At 55.0% G+C, this 19,642-nt stretch carries 17 protein-coding genes; 4 read left to right on the forward strand and 13 right to left on the reverse strand.

Features of this window, described 5'->3' with window-relative positions; translation table 11 throughout:
• Positions 1–168 precede the first annotated feature (168 nt).
• Together trxA (WA429_RS01380) and WA429_RS01385 are read left to right on the forward strand one after the other, a co-directional pair.
• The gene (trxA, locus tag WA429_RS01380; protein ID WP_101246499.1) at positions 169–489 is read left to right on the forward strand and encodes a thioredoxin TrxA; all 321 of its coding nucleotides are present in this window, start codon (positions 169–171) and stop codon (positions 487–489) included.
• A gap of 207 nt (positions 490–696) precedes the next feature.
• A complete protein-coding gene (locus WA429_RS01385; protein WP_287464464.1) occupies positions 697–1,635 on the forward strand; it encodes a LysR family transcriptional regulator in 939 nt (312 codons plus the stop codon).
• Here WA429_RS01385 and WA429_RS01390 read toward each other — a convergent pair.
• From WA429_RS01390 to WA429_RS01425, 8 genes are all read right to left on the reverse strand, one after another.
• Entirely contained in the window at positions 1,623–2,999 is a 1,377-nt protein-coding gene (locus WA429_RS01390) for a lyase family protein (RefSeq protein WP_287464463.1), read from the reverse strand. The two genes, WA429_RS01385 and WA429_RS01390, sit on opposite strands and share 13 nt — an antisense overlap.
• A gap of 44 nt (positions 3,000–3,043) precedes the next feature.
• Positions 3,044–4,438 carry a C4-dicarboxylate transporter DcuC gene (gene dcuC, locus WA429_RS01395; RefSeq protein WP_114111990.1) on the reverse strand — a complete coding sequence of 465 codons (1,395 nt, stop codon included), beginning with the start codon at positions 4,436–4,438 and terminating at the stop codon, positions 3,044–3,046.
• A gap of 183 nt (positions 4,439–4,621) precedes the next feature.
• Positions 4,622–6,307, reverse strand: coding sequence for a methyl-accepting chemotaxis protein (locus WA429_RS01400; RefSeq protein WP_287464462.1), 1,686 nt, complete (start codon positions 6,305–6,307; stop codon positions 4,622–4,624).
• Between the two features lie 307 nt (positions 6,308–6,614).
• The gene (locus WA429_RS01405) at positions 6,615–9,068 is read right to left on the reverse strand and encodes a DNA translocase FtsK (protein ID WP_101246494.1); all 2,454 of its coding nucleotides are present in this window, start codon (positions 9,066–9,068) and stop codon (positions 6,615–6,617) included.
• Positions 9,069–9,128: 60 nt separating this feature from the next.
• Positions 9,129–10,319 (reverse strand): aminotransferase class I/II-fold pyridoxal phosphate-dependent enzyme, encoded by a 1,191-nt coding sequence (locus WA429_RS01410; RefSeq protein ID WP_250281468.1) that lies wholly within the window; start codon positions 10,317–10,319, stop codon positions 9,129–9,131.
• Between the two features lie 199 nt (positions 10,320–10,518).
• Positions 10,519–11,757, reverse strand: a complete 1,239-nt coding sequence (locus WA429_RS01415) for an ammonium transporter (RefSeq protein WP_287464461.1) — start codon at positions 11,755–11,757, stop codon at positions 10,519–10,521.
• A gap of 334 nt (positions 11,758–12,091) precedes the next feature.
• On the reverse strand, positions 12,092–13,420 hold the full coding sequence (amt, locus tag WA429_RS01420; protein ID WP_101246491.1) for an ammonium transporter: 1,329 nt from the start codon (positions 13,418–13,420) through the stop codon (positions 12,092–12,094).
• Between the two features lie 24 nt (positions 13,421–13,444).
• Positions 13,445–13,783, reverse strand: a complete 339-nt coding sequence (locus tag WA429_RS01425) for a P-II family nitrogen regulator (protein WP_007088725.1) — start codon at positions 13,781–13,783, stop codon at positions 13,445–13,447.
• Between the two features lie 597 nt (positions 13,784–14,380).
• Between WA429_RS01425 and ubiH the strand changes: the two genes are divergently transcribed.
• Together ubiH and WA429_RS01435 are read left to right on the forward strand one after the other, a co-directional pair.
• Positions 14,381–15,604: a 2-octaprenyl-6-methoxyphenyl hydroxylase gene (gene ubiH, locus WA429_RS01430; protein WP_101246490.1), complete on the forward strand. Its 1,224-nt coding sequence runs from the start codon at positions 14,381–14,383 to the stop codon at positions 15,602–15,604.
• Positions 15,605–15,748: 144 nt separating this feature from the next.
• Positions 15,749–16,405, forward strand: a complete 657-nt coding sequence (locus WA429_RS01435; RefSeq protein WP_101246489.1) for an OmpW/AlkL family protein — start codon at positions 15,749–15,751, stop codon at positions 16,403–16,405.
• A 104-nt stretch (positions 16,406–16,509) separates the two neighbouring features.
• Here the strand turns inward: WA429_RS01435 and WA429_RS01440 are convergent, their stop codons facing one another.
• From WA429_RS01440 to WA429_RS01460, 5 genes are all read right to left on the reverse strand, one after another.
• A complete protein-coding gene (locus WA429_RS01440; RefSeq protein ID WP_101246488.1) occupies positions 16,510–16,893 on the reverse strand; it encodes a gamma-butyrobetaine hydroxylase-like domain-containing protein in 384 nt (127 codons plus the stop codon).
• Between the two features lie 15 nt (positions 16,894–16,908).
• The gene (locus WA429_RS01445; protein ID WP_101246487.1) at positions 16,909–17,097 is read right to left on the reverse strand and encodes a Trm112 family protein; all 189 of its coding nucleotides are present in this window, start codon (positions 17,095–17,097) and stop codon (positions 16,909–16,911) included.
• Between the two features lie 49 nt (positions 17,098–17,146).
• Positions 17,147–17,836 carry an LON peptidase substrate-binding domain-containing protein gene (locus WA429_RS01450; RefSeq protein ID WP_101246486.1) on the reverse strand — a complete coding sequence of 230 codons (690 nt, stop codon included), beginning with the start codon at positions 17,834–17,836 and terminating at the stop codon, positions 17,147–17,149.
• Positions 17,833–18,765, reverse strand: coding sequence for a thioredoxin (trxA, locus tag WA429_RS01455; protein WP_101246485.1), 933 nt, complete (start codon positions 18,763–18,765; stop codon positions 17,833–17,835). Before trxA (WA429_RS01455) ends, WA429_RS01450 begins: the two co-directional genes overlap by 4 nt.
• Positions 18,766–18,900: 135 nt before the next feature.
• Complete coding sequence (locus WA429_RS01460) at positions 18,901–19,506, reverse strand: prolyl-tRNA synthetase associated domain-containing protein (protein ID WP_228194738.1); 606 nt, start codon at positions 19,504–19,506, stop codon at positions 18,901–18,903.
• Between the last annotated feature and the right edge of the window lie 136 nt (positions 19,507–19,642).

Below are 19,642 nucleotides of genomic sequence, written 5' to 3' on the forward strand. Positions count from 1 at the left end.
AAAGGGCCTTGGCCGACTCTGCAAAACACGGGGTTTGGCGTGGGTGACATGGCCGCTAGTCGCCCAATGCGCTTGACGTTTGCGTCAGTGCTGCCTACCTTGGCCTCATACAGCGGATCGAGGTTAACGGGGAAACCCTTTGCCTCGTAACAACTAGGATCTGAAAGTATGACCACGATTAAAGTCTCCGACGGTTCGTTCGATTCCGACGTTCTGGGTTCCAACGACCCGGTTCTGGTCGATTTCTGGGCTGAGTGGTGCGGTCCGTGTAAGCAGATTGCGCCTTACCTCGATGAAATTGCCGGTGAACTGGGCGGCAAGCTCAAGATCGCCAAGGTAAATATCGACGAAAACCCGAACACCCCGGCGAAATACGGTGTTCGTGGCATCCCGACCCTGATGATCTTCAAGGGCGGCGAAGTTGCGGCAATGAAAGTTGGCGCCCTTCCGAAAAGCGCACTTGTTGACTGGATCAACCAGTCGATCTGATCTTCGGGTCAAAGAATTCAAAGAGGCGGGCCAATCTGGCCCGCCTTTTTTCATGGCATGATGATTTGCACGATAAAGATCAATGCTGTTTCGCGCGCAGCCCCATGACCCCGGGAACGGTCGGATACCGTGCTTTTGTCTTTCGGGATTTGGGGTATCCGGTCTAAAAGTAAGGGCCAATCATCCCGGAACTGTTGCGGACTTCCCATGAACCTCAAAGCGCTACGCCTATTTCGTTTGACGGTCTTGCAAGGGACCCTGTCGGGAGCAGCGGCAAGCGCAAATCTTAGCCAGTCTTCGGCAAGCCGGATGATTGCCACCCTTGAGGCGGAACTCAAGATCAAGCTGTTTGAGCGGATCAACCAGCGCCTTGTCCTGACAGCAGAAGGCGAACGCTTTTTTCAGGAAGCCGAGCATATCCTTAACGGGGTAGAGGAAATTCCGAAAATTGCCCGCGACATTCGTGCCGAAATTGATGAAACCCTGCGGATCATTACGGTCGGGCCGATCGGGGCATCACTTTTGCCGCCGGTCATAGATATCCTGCGTGACGAAAATCCCGGTTTGAAATGCAAGATCGATATCGGAACCCGTTCTGACGTCGAAAGCCAGGTCGGGTCGCGGCGCTATAATCTTGGATTACTGTCGCTGCCGGTCAAAAACAACGTGGTCGAACTCGGAATCGAACCGATCCTTGAGGCCCGCACACAGGTTTTATTGCCGATTTCCCATCCCCTGGCGGCACTTGAAATTGTCCCGGCAGAAGCCTTTGCCGATGAACCGTTTGTATCCTTGCGCGCCAATCAGATCTGGCGACAGCGCCTTGATCGTGTGTTTGAAAGCATCGGAAAGCTTCCCAATATCAGTCTTGAAATCGGATCAAGCCTTCTGGTGCCGAAATTCGTCGAAAGCGGCTATGGGCTTGGCGTGATGGATATGATCAACAGCGCATTCAGTGACTCAACCAAGACCGTTCTGCGCCCGATCGCACCGGAATTCTGGTTGCCTTATGCCTGCGTCATGCCGCCAGCCGGCCGCAACCGGTTGGCGATGCATTTCGTGGAATTGTTAAGACAGTATGTGACCCGCCGATGCGAAGATGATCCGGTCTATGGTCAGGCTGTGCGCCCGGTTCAGATGTCCTGACCAGACAGCTTTCTGGCATGCTTGGCGACCATTTCGGCGCTTTCTGCACCTGCATTTGCAAGTTTTGCTGCAATTTCGGCACTGCATCCGGTGTAGGTCGCAGGATCAAGCAGGTCGGCAAGCGCGGTCTTGTCCTTGAAATGGCTGGAAACTTCCTTTTCCTGCCACAGGGCGTCGGCAAAACTGATGTCATCACGTTCCGAGACAACAATCGCATGATGGACGATGTCATGTGCGTTCTGACGTCCGGTTGATTTTGCCAGTTCCAGCATGATTTTTTCCGACATCAATGGTGCCGGATTGATCATCAAATTGCGATACATGGCGGCTTTGTCGCATTCAAGATGGGTCAAAAGCGTCTCAAGACGGGTGACAACGCCGTACGCCGATATGCCCGCCGCATCAAGCAGGTCATAAAGCCGGAAATTGAATGCCGCATCGCCTTCGTGGCTGGGGCGGCATGCTTCAAGTGCCGGGGCGACCATGTTGCGCAAATGTGCACTTTCGGCAAGCAAGGCGACGACATATTTCGGGTTGGTCTTGTGGGGCATCGTGCTGCTGCCAACCACATTTCCACTTTGTCTTTCAAAAACTTCGCCAAACTCATTGGCCATAAGGGTGTAAAGCTCGTTACCCATGCGTTCGCAGGCAACGGCCAGCAAACCCAACACCGCGACATATTCGCCAAGCCCGTCATTGGTGGCACGCGAATGCACCGCTGATACTTCCAGTCCCAAAATGTCGGCCAGTTTCGCAGACAGTGCAAATCCGTCCGGGCCATAGCTGTGCATGGCCCCGCTTGCCCCGCCAAATGTCAGAACAAAGGTCCGCTTTTCGACTTCGATCAGGCGTTCGACACAACGTTGAAATTCATCAATCCAACCTGCAACCTTGTATCCGAATGTGATGGGCAGGGCCTGACGACGGTTGGTACGCGAAATTGTCGGCCAGTCAGCCGTTTTGCGGGCCAGACCCGATAACAGGGTCAAACAACGGCCAAGACGCTCCAGCGTCAGGGCATGGGCCTTGCGCAACTGTAACATCTTGCCGGTAATGATGATGTTCTGGGTGGTTGCACCCCAATGCACATATCCGCCGGCATCGCCGTCACAGCGTGCGGCCATTGCACGGACAATCGCCATGACCGGTGACATGCTTTGGGTGATTTCGGCCTCAAGCGCATCAAGGTCATAATCCTCAATGCGCATATGGCGCCGAATTTCAGTGGAAGCGGCAAGGGGGATCATGCCTGTTTCCCCCTGTGCCTGTGCAAGTGCCCCTTCTACCATTAGCCATGATTGCCAGGTTGCCTGCTTGGAAAACAGGTCCTTGGTGTCATTTGGCAATGTGGTCAGCTTGGTCATTTTGTTTACTCGTGTCCGTGGATCGAAGAGGCAGATGGAAGAAGTTACGAGGCTGACAGGAACAGCACATTGTAGGTGAACAGCACGATCAGCGCGCCACCCAGCGGGATTGCCGTTCGTTTCACGATATCAATTGGCGAACATCCCGCAACTTCGGATACTGCAATGATAACCCCGGATACCGGTGACAATGACCGCGCAATACCCGCGGTGAATTGCAGCGGCAGCAAAAGCGATACCGCCCCGGCACTTGAACTGGCGGTAAGCTGCGGTGCCAGATTGGCAAACGAGAAGAATGCCGCATTGCCCGAGCCTGTCAGAATGGCTGTTACCGCGACAAGGATACAGGCAACAAACATCATGCCGACCAGGCCAAAGCCCGCGCTTTCGGCTGTGACAATCATGAAGTCGATGGCACCAATTGCCTTGAGGCCGCCGGCAAAGAATTCCGCACAGATGATCAGCGAAATAATGCCCGAGAACATCGTTCCCATGCCCTTGAAGAAGACCATAAAGCCCTTGAAGACTTCACGAAGGTCATGGCGCAGGCGGATCATCTCACAGAAAAGACCCAGCAGCGCCCCCATGATCATCGCGGTTACCACACTGATTTCGATATGGGCGATGAACAGCTTGCTGAAAATCAGGATCATGGTCAGTGGCAAAATCGGCAGCAATGCATAGAAGCCCGGTGCCGATTGTGCCACCGGTTCCGGATCCATTGTTCCGACCGGCGCGGAATGGCTAGCGACAACAACGTGACCATCGCGGCTGTCGAAATATTTGGCACTGAAATAGGTCAGAACACAGATCGTCGGAATGATGAATACCGCAAGCGGGATCTGATATTGGGTAAAGAAGATTGCAACATCGATATTGGCGGTATTGGCTGCAAGGTTTGCGGTGCCAGATGCCGGACCAAGATCAAGAACCGATGTGGTGCCAATCATTGCCGCTGCCGCGGCCTTGCTGACGCCAAGGCGCACAAGTGTCGGATACAGCGTTACCAGCAACAGCATGGCAAGCCCGGCTGCACTGGGGATAAAGATATTAAGGACCTGACCAACCGCATAGCCGATTGCCAGAACAAGATAAGGCGCGTGAATGCGCGAAAGCGGCTTGATGCTGATATCGACCATGGCGTTGGTTGCACCGATATGGTCCATATATTTGGCAAAACCGCCAGCTGCCATAATGATCAGGCCAAGCCCGGCCAGCCGGTATGACATGATGCCGTGAATATGTTCAAAGATGTCAAATCCGGTCCAGCCGGTCGGATCGGTTTTGCGGAAAATGACACTTTGTTCAGGGAAAAACAGTGCGGTTGCCGCAAACAGCGTCAAGCCTGACAGCAGAAGAACAGTATGCGGCTGATATCTTTTGATTATGAGTGTTGCTGCAATCACCGTGACGGCGATTGCAATTATTAATGCGATCATTGGTTTCCTCCCAGACGTTTCCGCGCACACGTTATGGGCGGAGCAGCCGGGGTGTATATTGCTATAACGCGATAAGTTGATCGCATTTTTGCATAAACTATAACGCAAACCAGCAACAAAAAAGGCAGGTCGCATCGACCTGCCTTCGGGTTTGAACCGGTTTGATAATCGGTGGCTGTTGCGTCAGGCTGCCCGGATATCGACCAGGAATTGCTTGATCTGACCAAGAAGCGCCTGCGATTTGTCGCCAAGGCTGTTGGATGCATCAAGAACATCGGTGGATGAATGACGTTCTTCCTCGGCCGATTTGCGCAAGCCAACGACATTGCGGGCGACTTCCTTGGTGCCGGATGCGGCTTCGGAAACGTTTCGGGCAATTTCGCCGGTTGCGGCGTCCTGTTCACTGACCGCAGCAGCAATGCCGCCAGCGACTTCGTTCAATTCTTTCATCCGTGCCGAAAGATGTTCGATCGCGCCCAGTGCCCCCTGGGTACTGTCCTGAATGCCGCTGATATGCCCGGCAATGTCTTCGGTTGCACGGGTGGTCTGGTTGGCAAGGTTTTTGACCTCGGCGGCAACCACGGCAAACCCTTTGCCTGCTTCGCCAGCCCGTGCGGCTTCGATCGTGGCATTAAGCGCCAGAAGGTTGGTCTGTTCGGCGATGGACTGGATCAGTTCGACAACCTCGCCGATCCTGTCCGAAGCATTTGCCAGTTCGGCAAAGATCGTGCTGGCATCGTCGGCCTCGTTTGCGCCCGATTGTGCGATGTCGGAACTGCGCGCAACCTGAAGGGTGATTTCATCAATCGCGCTTGCAAGTTGCTGGGCGGCCGATGCGACCGTGTCGACATTGGTGGCGGCCTGTTCGGTTGCCGCGGCGACATTGGCGGCCTGGACGGTGGTTTGATCCGATTGCGTGGCCATGCTGGTCGCCGTGCTGCGCAATTGCGCAAGGGCGGCATTGACTGTCGTCAGGTTGCTTTCGACTTCCTGTTCGAACCGGGCAATGCGGTCATTGACGTTTTTGGCACGTGCAAGTTCGGCGGCATTGGCGGCTTCCTGCTGCTGATGCAGGCGATCGGCTTCTTCGCGGTTGGCGCGGAAAACCTCAAGTGCCCGGGCCAGATCACCGATTTCGTCCTTGCGGTCGATGGCATTGTTTTCAACCGACTTGTCACCATTTGCCAGACGCGAAAGCGCATCGGTGATGCTGCGCATCGGTCCGGTCGTGCTGCGTTCAATCGCAAGACCAAGTCCGCCAATAACCATCATCATGGCAATCAGGGTAAAGATATCGACCTGGGCCCGTGACCAGAAGGTTGCCTCGACATCATCGGTATAGACACCGGCTGCAACCACAAGACCCCAATTCTGTGTGCGTTTGGCAAAGGCCAGCTTGGGTTCGTTTTCCTTGCTGCCCGGATGGGGCCAGACATAGCTGACATAACCGCCATCGGGATTGCGTGCCGCCGTGGCAAGATCGGCAATCGGGGTTGCACCGGTCGGGTCCTTGACCGATGCGGCACTTTTGCCATTCAGGGCAGGGGACATCGGGTGCATGACCATGGTGCCGTCATGATCGGTGACAAAGACATAGTTGTGATTGTCAAAACGCTGTGCCGCGACCAGTTCAAGTGCCTGCTTTTTCGCGTCTTCTTCTGAAAGAAGGCCCGATCTGGCGCGCTTGGCAAATTCGTCAATGATGCTTGCCGACTGATCGACCACATATCGCAGGGTGACCTCGCGGTCATTGAGCATGGTGTTGTACAAGGACAAAAGATTGATCGCGGCCATCGCAGCCAGCGCAATCGCCACCACAACATTGACGCCGCGCAACTTCCACGCGAACGAATAGTCAGAAAGCTTCATATAGCACCCATTTGATAGCGGAGTGGCGCATTTCAGGTGAAATGCCCTGAAAGACAGTGAACAGTTGTGCACTGTTTCGCGCATTCGCGCGCCGGGTGCTCTGATCTATGGCAAACAATTCAAATTATATTTGCCAAGTTCATGATAAATCACATCTTCCCGTTCAAACAGGCCAATCGCGTGGTGATTGCCATTATCCGTGCCGGAATGTCGCGGCTCGGACATGAAAAAAGGCGGACCCGATCAGGTCCGCCTTTTTTGAGTATTTGGGGCCACAGCACCCGGTTGTGCTGGCCCGTCTTGATGATCAGTATTCGTACGGGCTGCCATCCATGTTTTCCATCAGCACTTCGCGCTTGCCGACATGGTTGGCAGCAGACACCACGCCGTTTTCTTCCATCTGTTCGATGATGCGGGCAGCACGGTTATAACCGATCGACAGTTTGCGCTGGATGAAGCTGGTAGATGCCTTTTTCTCGCGAAGGACAATGCCGACCGCCTGATTATAAAGATCATCATCCGAACCGTTCCCGCCGGCACCGGCATTGCCGCCACCCATATAGGCGGCCATCGGATCTTCTTCGGGTTCTTCGGTAACGGTTTCAAGATAGGCCGGATCGCCCTGATCGCGCAGATGCTTGACGATGCTTTCGACTTCTTCATCCGATACAAACGGGCCGTGGACACGCTGCAAACGGCCGCCCTGACCCATGTAAAGCATGTCGCCTTGCCCCAGAAGCTGTTCGGCGCCCATTTCACCAAGGATGGTGCGCGAATCAATTTTCGAGGTCACGGAATAGGAAATACGCGTCGGGAAGTTCGCCTTGATCGTACCGGTGATCACGTCCACCGACGGGCGCTGTGTCGCCATGATCAGATGCAGACCCGCCGCACGGGCCATCTGTGCCAGACGCTGGATCGATGCTTCGACATCCTTGCCCGCCACCAGCATCAGGTCGGCCATCTCGTCAACGATGATGACGATAAAGGGCAGCGGCTCCATCGGCAGTTCCTGATCTTCAAAGATCGGCTTGCCGGTTTCCGGATCAAATCCGGTCTGAACCCGACGGGTAAGCTGTTCGCCCTTGGCGGCCGCTTCCTTGATGCGTTTGTTATAGCCCGCGATGTTACGCACGCCCACCTGACTCATGGCGCGATAACGGTCTTCCATTTCGCGCACCGCCCATTTAAGGGCGACGACCGCCTTGTGCGGGTCGGTGACAACCGGGGTCAGAAGATGCGGGATGCCGTCATAGATCGACAGTTCCAGCATTTTCGGGTCAATCATGATAAAGCGGCATTCTTCGGGCTTCAGGCGATAAAGCAATGACAGGATCATTGCGTTCACCCCGACCGATTTACCCGAACCGGTCGTACCGGCAATCAGCAAGTGCGGCATTTTCGCAAGGTCGGCAATCACCGGAGTGCCGCCGATATCTTTGCCCAGGCTCATATTGAGCTTGCCGGTATTCTTGTCAAAGTCGCTTGATGCCAGAATTTCATGCAGATGCACGGTTTCGCGACGCGCATTTGGCAATTCGATACCAATCACGTTGCGGCCCGGCACCACGGCGACACGTGCGGCAATCGCGCTCATGGACCGCGCAATATCATCGGCAAGGCCGATCACGCGCGACGATTTCACGCCCGCTGCCGGTTCGAGTTCATAAAGGGTCACAACCGGACCCGGGCGGACCTGAACGATCTCGCCCTTGACGCCAAAGTCCTGAAGAACGGTTTCAAGCAGACGGGCATTCTGTGCCAGGGCTTCCTGATCGATCTGGGCGGCATCGGCCGGGTCGGGTTCGTGCAGCAGATCAAGCGGCGGGAAGCGATATTCATCCGATCCCAGATCAAAGGATGCCTGGCGCTGGGCGGCGGCCTTCTGGCTTGGTTGCAACTTGGCAGCCGGTGCGGCGACGATATGGACCGGCGGTTCGTTATCGACGCTGTCATCATCAAAATCGTCGTCATCACTGTCATCGGGGGCCAGTTTCGGTTCCGACTTGCGGGTCGAAATGGCCGAACCCAGCTTGGATTTCGATTTATCAAGTGACGGTTCCTGACGTGAACCGGGGGCGCGTTTGGAAATCGGCTCGTCGTTGCTGCCATGCGGGATGACGGCGCGAATGCCGGCAATCACCTTGCCCGCGGCATAGGACAGAACCCCGCCCAGACGTTCCCAGTCCGACAGGGAATAGGCCATGCAATAGATCGTCAGAACAAAGCCAAGGATCATGGATGTCAGCGCAATCAGCGCACGCGCCCCGGGAACGCCGATCATGGCAAATCCGGATTGAAGCTTTGCCAGCAACAGATCCCCGGCAAACCCGCCAAGACCCACGGTCAGCGGCCAATGCATGCCCGGCTGGATCGCAGCGGCTGAAATGGCAACCAGCAACAGTGCAAGTGGCAGAACCAGAAACCGCACCCACATCCAGCTGAACGGTTTGACCGCAATCAGGCGCAACCCCCAGCCCAGCATCAGAACCGTCAGAAGCGCCGATGCAAGACCAAGCGTGCGGAGCATCAGATCCGCCCCATAGGCGCCGACAATTCCCAGCGGGTTGAAAATCGGTCCGCGGTCTGTGGCATGGTTAAAGGACGGATCGCCCGGATGGAACCCGATCAGCATGATGAACAGGGCAATGGCAATGAAAACCAGACCAAGGCCGCAAATCCGCAAACCGCTACGCTTCAGCAAAGTCACGAGACTGCCGGGCATAAACGCGGTTCCAAGAGTGTTCGACTGACTGCTCATCTGGGTATCCGTTCTGGTTAAGTCCTGTTTGGGGTGAATGATGGCAAGGGCGCGAAAGGCTTAGCTTTCAAGCGCCCCGGCAATCCGCGTCAGCCCGTCGCGTGTGGTTGCAAGATCATGGACAAGGGCAATGCGGATAAACTGTTTGCCCGGATTGTGGCCATTCTTGTCGGTGATCGAAAGGTAACTGCCCGGGATGACCTTTACCCCGGCTTCCTTCCAGATCTTTTTGGTCGCTGCTTCGTCATCGCCGACATCAAGCCACAGGAAAAATCCCCCGGGCGGGCGGTAAAAGCCAAACCGGTTGCCGAAAACTTCGGCCGCGACATCGATCTTGGCGCGATACAGATCCCGGTTTGCCTCGGCATGGGCATCGTCATTCCACAAATCCACCGATGCGGCCATGATTGGCATCGGAATGGTCGCCGAGCAATAGCTGCGCAAGGCGGTAAAGCGTTTGACGATTTTGGCATCCCCGGCGACAAAACCGGATCGCAGGCCCGGTGCGCTGGATCGTTTCGACAGACTGTGGAACACAAGGACATTGTCCATGTTTCCGCCCTGTTTGGCACAGATTTCAAGGGCGCCGACCGGGGCTTCGCGGTCATAGATATCGGCGTAGCATTCATCCATCGCCAGAACGAAATCATGCTTGCGCGCCAGATTGATCATGCGTTCGATATAGTCGGCCGATGCGATCGCGCCTTGCGGATTGGCCGGCGAACACAGGAAAAACAGCCGGCAGGCATCAAGTGTCGCCTCATCAATCAGATCAAGATCAGGCAGAAAACCGGTCTCAGGACCGGCCGCCAGCGGCACCATTTCCGCGTCATTCAGAACCGCCGCGCCGCAATAGACCTGATAAAACGGGTTGGGCAGCAGCACCTTGGGCTTTTGGCCCGGCTGATCTTGCGGAATGACGGTGGTGGCAATCAGATAAAGGGCTTCACGCGTGCCTGCGACGGGCAAGACATGGTCATCGCGATGGATCATGCCGGCCGGCAGGTTATAGCGGCGATCAAGCCAGTTCTTGATGGCGTCGCGCAATTCGGGTGTGCCGGAGCCGGGCGGATATTTGTGCCAAAGCGATGCGTGTTTGACCATCGCCTCGGTGATCATTGCCGGGGGTTCATGTTGCGGTTCGCCAATCGACATCACCAGCGGGGATTGCCCGGGTTCGATCCCGTCAAGCAGGGCCGCCAGTCGCGGAAACGGATAGGCAGGCAATTGATCCAGGCGTTCGTTAAACATGGTCGTCGTCAATCCAGCTTGATCTGTGCCCCGTCACACTGAACGCGGCCGTTATGCAGAATATGGGTAAATTCCCCTGACTTTACCCCTATGCCAAAAGTGCAAAGAAAGATTTAAGAGACAGGCGACAAAGGTACAAAAAGCCCGGAAAGGCTGGCTTTCCGGGCTTCGAAAAATCTTCTCGGGATGGGGGGCGGTCTTAGCTTGCCCGCAGGTCATCCTCGGGATAGGCGCCGATTTTGTGAATCGAAATATCCGCACCATCAAATTCGTCTTCTTCGGAAAGACGGAACCCGACGGTTTTCTTGATCGCGCCATACACGACAAAGCCGGCAATCGTGGCAAAGGCAACCCCGATCAACGATCCGGCAAGCTGCGCGCCAAGCGACACACCGCCCATGCCGCCAAGGGCCTCAAGACCAAAGATACCGCATGCAATGCCCCCCAGCAGGCCACACATGCCATGCAACGGCCAGACACCCAGAACATCATCGATTTTCCATTTGGCCTGACACTGGTTAAAGCCCCAGACAAACAGAACCCCGGCAAGCCCGCCGGTCACCAATGCCCCGATCGGATGCATGACATCGGACCCGGCGCAAACCGCGACAAGCCCGGCAAGCGCACCGTTATGGACAAAGCCCGGATCGTTGCGCCCGGCAATCAGCGCGGTCAGAATGCCGCCAACCATCGCCATCAACGAATTCACGGCAACAAGACCGGTAATACCCGAAACCGATTGTGCGGACATAACGTTAAAGCCGAACCAGCCCACGCACAGAACCCACGATCCCAGTGCCAGGAACGGAATATTGGACGGCGGAATGCCGATCAATCCGCCGGTTTTGCTGTAACGGCCGCGCCGAACGCCAAGGCTGACGACAGCCCCAAGCGCGATCCAGCCCCCGACCGCATGCACGACGATGGACCCCGCAAAATCATGGAACGGCGCGCCAAATGTGGCTTCGATCATGTCCTGGAAACCGAAATTGTTGTTCCAGACCATGCCTTCAAACAGCGGATAGCACACACCGACCAGAATGGCCGTCGCAAGAAGCTGCGGATAGAAACGCGCGCGTTCCGCGATGCCACCTGAAATGATGGCCGGGATTGCTGCGGCGAATGTCAGCAGGAAGAAGAATTTGACAAGATCATAACCGCTTGAGGCAAAAACAGGCACGCCGTCGCTGCCTGCATGGCCGCTCAATACAGCAGCACTTGTAAGGAAATCAACACCATAGGCGATGCTGTATCCGACAAAGAAGTAGGCGATTGTCGAAACGGCAAAATCGACAATGATCTTAACCAGAGCATTGACCTGGTTCTTTTTTCGCACGGTGCCGACTTCAAGAAAGGCAAAACCGGCATGCATCGCAAGCACCATAATGGCGCCCATCAGGACGAAAAACACGTCCGAGGCAGTCTGGAAGGCCTCCATAAGGCATCCCCCTTTATAGCGTTTCCTCTCGGTCCGGTCTTTTCGGGGCAGCCGGACTCTGGTTCGGAGCTGCCAAGATCAATTTTCGTGCCAGAAATGGTTGGAACCGCCATCAGGCCAGCAGCGTCAACGGTCTGGCGTCGAAATCGTCGCTCGGGGTGGGGGATGTGCAACTGCTGGGAAAAACGGGTTTTGCCTTCGCAGTGACCAAATCGCTGCCCAAAAAGGCAGCACTGCATACAAAAAGCCCGCCTGGGATGCATCCCGGGCGGGCCAGTTGGTCTGACAGGCAGGGTATCGGGCGAACCCGATACCCGTCAGGAAATCTGTTTGCTTAGAAGCGCTGGGAACCCTTACCGAATTCCGGGTATGCTTCCAGACCAAGTTCAGCAGCATCCGACCCCATTGCCTCGTCTTCTTCAGACAGGCGGATACCGATGGTGAACTTCAGGATGAGCCAGACGATCGCCGAAGCAACGATGGTGAAGGCACCCATTGCAACGATACCGGTCAGCTGAACACCGAACGATGCACCGTCATTGGTGAACGGAACAGCAAGCGTGCCCCAGATACCGCAAACAAGGTGAACCGAAACCGCACCGACAACATCGTCGATTTTCAGTTTGTCGAGCAGCGGAACCGCGATGACAACCAGAATGCCGCCGATTGCGCCAATGATGATGGCAGAACCGATGGTCGGGGTGTCCGGACCAGCCGTGATCGATACCAGACCAGCCAGCGCACCGTTAAGTGCCATGGTCAGGTCGACCTTTTTGTAAAGGATCTGGGTCAGGATCGCCGCAGCAACCACACCACCGGCAGCAGCCATCGAGGTGTTGCCATAGATGTTGGCAATCGCGATAACGTCAGCAGCCGAACCCATGGCAAGCTGGGAACCACCGTTGAAGCCGAACCAGCCGAGCCACAGAACGAAAGTACCAAGCGTTGCAAGCGGAAGGTTCGAACCCGGCATCGGATGAACCGAACCGTCTTCGCCATATTTGCCTTTACGTGCGCCAAGGATGATCGCACCGGTCAGAGCAGCCCAGCCGCCGACCGAGTGAACGATGGTCGAACCGGCAAAGTCAGCAAAGCCCATTTCCGAGAGCCAGCCGCCACCCCAGGTCCATGCACCGGTAATCGGGTACAGAACGCCGGTCAGAACAACGACAAAGATCATGAACGGCCACAGTTTGATGCGCTCGGCAACAGTACCGGAAACGATCGAAGCTGCGGTTGCAACGAACACCATCTGGAAGAACCAGTCAGAGGTTGCAGAATAACCGCCAGAGAAGTCACCACCCAGAGCCGCTGCATCATCAGCGCTCCAGAGGCTGAGCGAGCCGATCCAGCCCGAAACATCCATATACATCAGGTTGTAGCCGATCAGGTAATACATGATACCTGCAACAGCAAACAGCGCGATGTTCTTGAACAGAATGGTCGAAACGTTCTTGGTGCGAACGAGGCCGGATTCCAGCATCGCAAAACCAGCAGCCATCCACATGACCAGCGCGCCGCTGAACAGGAAGCTGAAGGTGTTGAGAATGTATTGGGTCTCAGCCGAAACGCCTGCGTCCTGAGCAAAGGCCGGAGAAGCGATTGCCAGAAGGGCGGTAGCTGCAACAGCAGCAAGGCCGGTTTTCTTCATGGAAATAGTCATAAATGTCTCCCCTTGTCTCTGGACTTACAGGGCGTCATCGCCGGTTTCACCAGTACGGATACGGACCGCCTGGCTCACATCAAGAACGAAAATCTTACCGTCCCCGATTTTCCCGGTTTGAGCAGTTTTGGTGATGGCTTCGACAACCTGATCGACCAGATTATCCGTGATGGCGACTTCCAGCTTCACCTTCGGCAGGAAGCTGACCATGTATTCAGCACCACGATAAATTTCGGTCTGGCCTTTCTGACGGCCAAAACCTTTAACTTCGGTGACCGTCAGACCCTGAACGCCAAGCGCGCTGAGCGCCTCGCGGACTTCATCGAGTTTGAACGGCTTAATGACAGCAGTAACAAGTTTCATAATATTGCGACCTCCCGGCATATCCGTTGAGTACCAACGTGGTAATCACGATTTCGCAGTCGCAGTTTCCAAACCAAGAATCGTGCCAGACTCAAAATAAAACTGTTAAACAATTGATTTGTAATGAAAAATTTAAAGATCGTTTGAGTTGAGCCAGAACATTCCAATGGAATTGGTGGATTAAAATATGCACAGAATCTGTTTCTGTTTAAAAAATGTGCATATTTTTTAATCAAAGAAATACAACAGCAAAAACCTGTTGTAGCTCAAGGCGATGGCAGGTCGCAGATTACGCAGATATTGGCGCTTTTTCGGGGATGGGTGGTCTGTGCGGTGGCGGGATTCCGCCATTATTTAATGGGAGCCTGTCGCGGATCTGGCCTGTGATCCGGGCGTGGGCAGACCGCCGTAAATATCATCACATGACAATTCCCGGGCCAGAGTGACCGGGGCGGGTTGTGGGGGCGTTCCGGGCGGGGTAAATATGGGCTGTAATCAATTGCGGTTATGAATATTGCGTCAGGTCAACGCCGTCCCGTGATCAAAGGTCGTATGACAGCGGGATCGAGGGAGCCGACTGAAACAGGATATTTCGAGATGCATGATCAACAGGCACTTCATACCGATGTCGTCATTCTGGGCGGTGGTCTGAACGGGGCGGCGATGGCGCTTGCTTTGGCCCACGGGGGCATGAAGTCGGTTGTGATCGATTACGCAGATCCCAAAACGATCCTGAGTGCAAATTACGATGGCCGTACCTGTGCGATTGCTGCGGCGTCCAAATCGGTGCTTGATGTGGTCGGGGCCTGGAAACATATGGCTGACGAGGCCGAGCCGATCCTTGATATTCGGATCGCGGATGGTCAAAGCCCGCTTTTCCTGCATTACGACCATCACGATATTGGTGACGAGCCGCTGGGTTATATTGTTGAAAACCTTGTGACCCGCGGGGCGCTTTATCGTGCAATCGCCAAAAACGATCTGGTGGAAATGATTGCACCAGCCCGTGTTTCTGAAATTGCGCGTGACCAGGGCGGCATGACCATCACCCTTGATGATGGCCGTTCTGTACGCGCACCTCTGGCTGTCGGGGCCGAAGGCCGCAATTCGATGCTGCGCAAATGGGCAGGCATCAAAACCTATCAGTGGAGCTACAAGCAAAGTGCGGTGGTCTGCACGGTCAAGCACAAGCAGCCCCACAATGGTCTGGCGGTCGAGCATTTCCTGCCGGCCGGTCCGTTTGCCATCCTGCCAATGACCGATAACCGCTGTTCAATCGTCTGGACCGAGGGGACTGACCTTGCCAATTATCTGGTCAATCTTGACGAAGAAACCTTTGTTGATGAATTGCATCGTCGTTTCGACGGCTATCTTGGTGATCTGGAAGTTGTCGGGCCGCGCTTCTGTTATCCGCTCGGGCTTCAGCATGCCTATCACTATACCCAGGATCGCATTGCGCTGATCGGGGATGCGGCACATGGCATGCATCCGATTGCCGGTCAGGGCCTGAATATGGGAATCCGCGATGTTGCGGTTCTTGCCGAAATCCTGGTCAATGCGCGCCGTCTGGGCCGTGATATCGGCAGTGCCGATGTGCTGGCCGAATATGAACAATGGCGCCGGTTCGACAATACGGTGATGTTGGCGGTGACCGATCTGACCAACCGGCTGTTTTCCAATGACATTGCCCCGATACGCTGGGCACGCGATATCGGTCTGGCAGTGGTTCAGAAAATCCCGCCGCTTAAAAAGACCTTCATGTCCCATGCCATGGGCTATGCCGGAACACTGCCGAAATTGATGCAGGGCAAGTCGCTTTAACGGTCATTACTGATCAATGTTCATTTAAAACCATTCAAAACACTGTCGTTTTTAGTCAGTGACTGTTGATATGTGTCAACAAGTCATCAATCAGAAAGGCGCAATGTCCCCTTCGATCTGAACTACGGAAAAAGGGGACAGACAATGTCATTCTTGAAGAAAACGATGGGCGCGACTGCATTGGGTGGCCTGATGGCAGCGGCCTTGCTTACCGGCAATGTGGCCTATGCACAGTCCGCAGAATTCAAAACCAAACAGGCTGGTGACATTGTTATTCGTGCTCGCGGTATTGCGATGGTACCGGATGAAGACACTTATGACGATACGATTGGCAGCGGTGAAGGTAAGCTGAGCAATGACGTCGTGCCGGAAGTCGATTTTTCATACTTCCTGACCAACAACCTGGCGCTTGAGCTGATTGCAGCAACGACCAAGCATGATCTTGACTGGCAGAACCCTAATCTGGACGCCGGCTCGGTTCGCCTGTTACCGCCGACCTTGACTCTGCAATATCACTTCATGCCGGAAAGCCGTTGGAGCCCGTATGTCGGTGCAGGTATCAACTATACCTTCTTCTACGATTCCAAGCCGGGTCAGTTCAACTCGGTCAAATATGACGATGGTTTCGGTTACGCGTTCCAGGCCGGTTTTGACTATGCCATTTCCGGTCCGTGGTCGGTTAACTTCGATGTGAAGAAAATCTTCCTTGATACCGATGTCAGCATCAATAACGGTGCGAATACCTCCAAAGCACATCTTGACCCATGGGTCTTCGGCGTTGGTGTTGGCTATCGCTTCTGATTTCGATCTGTGACACAAAGTGTCACGGTCTGAAGACGCAAAAACGGTCCTGCCGCTGGCAGGGCCGTTTTTTATTGGTCATGAATGACGGGAAAGTTTGCAGGTTAGCGCTTCGGATCGCGCGACAGGCCGCGTGCTTCAAGTGCGGCAAGGTAATCCGCCCACAGCGTATCCTTCTTGTCGTGCAATTCGCGCAGATATTGCCAACTGTAAAGTCCGCTATCATGCAGGTCATCAAAGCCGATGCGCACGGCATAATTGCCGACTGGCGCAATATCGATGATCCCGACATGTCGACGTCCGGCGATGATCTTTTTCTCGGACGGGTGATGGCCCTGCACTTCGGCGGACGGGCTTTCAACACGCAGAAGCTCTGCGCTTAGACGTGTCGATACGCCGTCATCCCAGATGACCTCAAGAATGCGGTCATCGCGCAGATAATTGATCTCGACGGGGGTGAATTCCGGTGTGAAGCCGTCCTGTGACATGATGGCCTGATCTGATCAGTCTTCGATCGGGCGGGCTTCGTCGGGCAACATGATCGGAATGCCGTCACGGATCGGATAGGCCAGACCGGCCTTCGGGCTGATCAGTTCGTTGTTTTCACGATCATATTCAAGCGCCTGCTTGGTTACCGGGCAGACAAGGATTTCAAGCAGTTTCGGGTCTACCGGGCTGTGGGTCGCAGTCATGAATTCGGCCTTTGGGTTCGGGTGCCATCACAAAGGATGGCATGGACAATCAATTGGCGCTGCCATGTACCTGTTTGGGGCCAGCATGGACCGCCATTTCAAGCAGCGTGGTCAGCATATCGCCCCGATCATACAAGGTTGTGCATTCGAGCAAAGCCTGTTTTTCAAGCGGACTGAGCCGACACCCCATCGAAATGGTCGTAATCAGCATTTCATCATCGCTGTCGGCCAGTGTATCCCAGCATGATCGCAGGGAATGCTGGGCAAAATAGGCCTCAAGTGCGATGCGCAGCCGGTCGCGATTGATCGGGGTGTCATCGGCCGGGATATCCAGATCGTCTTTCCATGGGGAAAAATCGCCGCGGACCGTGCGATATCCGCCATCGGTACAAGGCAATTCCTCGATCACGTTAAAGCGGCATACGCCGGTCAGCGTGATCAGAAACCGGCCATCGTCGGTTTCGCTGAAGGCGGTAATGCGCCCGGCACATCCGGTCGAAAAGATTTCCGGATGGTCCGGGTCCATGAAATAGTTTTTATGCTGGTCGGGGCGCGGTTGAATCATCCCGAAAATGCGGTCCTGTCCCAATGCGTCGGCCACCATATTCATGTAGCGTGGCTCGAATATATTCAGCGGCAAATGCCCGCGCGGCAGTAAAAGCGCACCACTAAGCGGGAAAACCGGCATGACATCAGGAAGATCCGAAAAGGCCGGATCAAATGGACCGCATATGCTCATGAAAACAGTACCGTCGATAGGGCCCGGCGTCCGGCAACACTGGCAGGATCCATCGGGCCCCAGGCTTCAAAAAACTTCAGGAGCTGTGTGCGTCCTGCATCCTCGTTCCATTGCCGATCGGTGCGAATGATCTTGATCATGGCATCGACGGCGGCATCGCGCTGATTGGCAGCAAAGCACGCCATGCCGTAATCAAACTGTGCCTGCAAATCATCGGGGTTGGCTTCGGCCCGTGCGCGGGCTTCTTCAAGGTCATCCCCCGATACGCCCGTCTCGGCCAGTTCAAGCGCGCTGATGGCTTCGCTGACCGGGCCTTTCAGGCGCAGCTGTTCTGGCATGTCATCGACATACTGGCGCGCTGCTTCAAGTTCTTCCATCGCGACCAGACAACGGATCACGCCACCTGTGGCCTGTTCGTTTTCGCCTTCGCCATCCCGTTCAAGAACGCCACCGTAAAGGCCATAGGCCGACTGGATGTCATCATTGGCAAGGGCGGTGGCTGCTTGCTCAAGAAGTGCTTCGACCGGGCTTTCGATCGGGCCACCGGCAAGGCGCTCGTAAAAGGCGCGCACTTCGCTTTCGGGCTGACCACCCTGAAAACCGTCAACCGGGCGACCGCCCTTGAAGGCATAGACAGTCGGAACCGACTGGATGCGCAGCTGCATCGCCAGTTCCTGGTTTTCATCAATGTTGATTTTGACGAGCTTTACGCGACCGCCAGCTTCGCGGGTGACTTTTTCAATCACCGGCGTCAGGTTTTTGCACGGACCACACCACGGTGCCCAGAAATCGACCACCACGGGAACTTCCATGGAAGGCTCGATCACGTCCTGGACAAACGTTTCTACACTGCTGTCCTTGATCAGGTCAGAAGCCTGATTCTGATTGGTGGCGGTCTCAGGCGCATTCGCGTCAAGAATAATCGACATAGTAGGTCACTCGCTAATTCTGAAATTCTAGATGATGCCGCCGTGCCCGGACGACAAGAGGCAGGCATGTGAAATAGGTGTATTACTATAGTTAAATATAAGTATTTATAAGGGTTTACCTTAGGTGTCCGCCATTCAGTTAGGGGCTGCCGGTTCCGGTTCTGCGTCGAAATCAATGACCAGGGCTTCGTAGCCTAGGGAGTCGATGAATTTCAACAGGTCTTGGGACGAAATTGTCGTGGTGCGGTCATTTCGCAAGGGGTGAAAATTCAAAACATCGCCCCTGGCCAGCTTCGCATCCAGCGCCAGATTGACCTGTCGTTCCCGGTCATTGATCAGCGCAAAGGGGGTGACAGAGCCCGGTTTGACCCCCAATGTTTCGATCAGCAATTCCGGTTTGCCAAAAGACAGGCGTGCACAGCCCAGCCGTTTGTGCAGGTGGTTCATGCGGATTTCCGTTTCTTCCTCGGCCACGACCAGCCACATCGCCCCTTTCTTGTCTTTGACAAAAAGGTTCTTGGAATGAAGGCCCGGCAGATCCCCGCGCAGCTTTTGCGAATCCTCGACCGTAAAAAGCGGAACATGCTCGTGAGTCGTCGTTTCGATTCCCAATTTTGCCAGCTGATCGAAAAGTACGGTTGATGGATCGCTCATGCTCTTTCCCTTGCGGATGTAGTGCGCGAAGATAGCCAAGTTCGGAACGGGACGCAAATTTGCGTCGGCACGGTCGGATTTCGGCAATTGGACCTCGTAAAGTCAAGGAAAACCGCCAAAATTTGCAATGTTACGATTTCGTGGAAAAAAGGGTTGCAATCGCTCTTTGTTGGGCTATTATCCGCGCCGCTCCACAGGGGCAGGAAACAAACTGATGAATGGG

This window comes from Thalassospira sp. CH_XMU1420-2 (assembly GCF_037029325.1).
Taxonomy (GTDB): domain Bacteria; phylum Pseudomonadota; class Alphaproteobacteria; order Rhodospirillales; family Thalassospiraceae; genus Thalassospira; species Thalassospira povalilytica.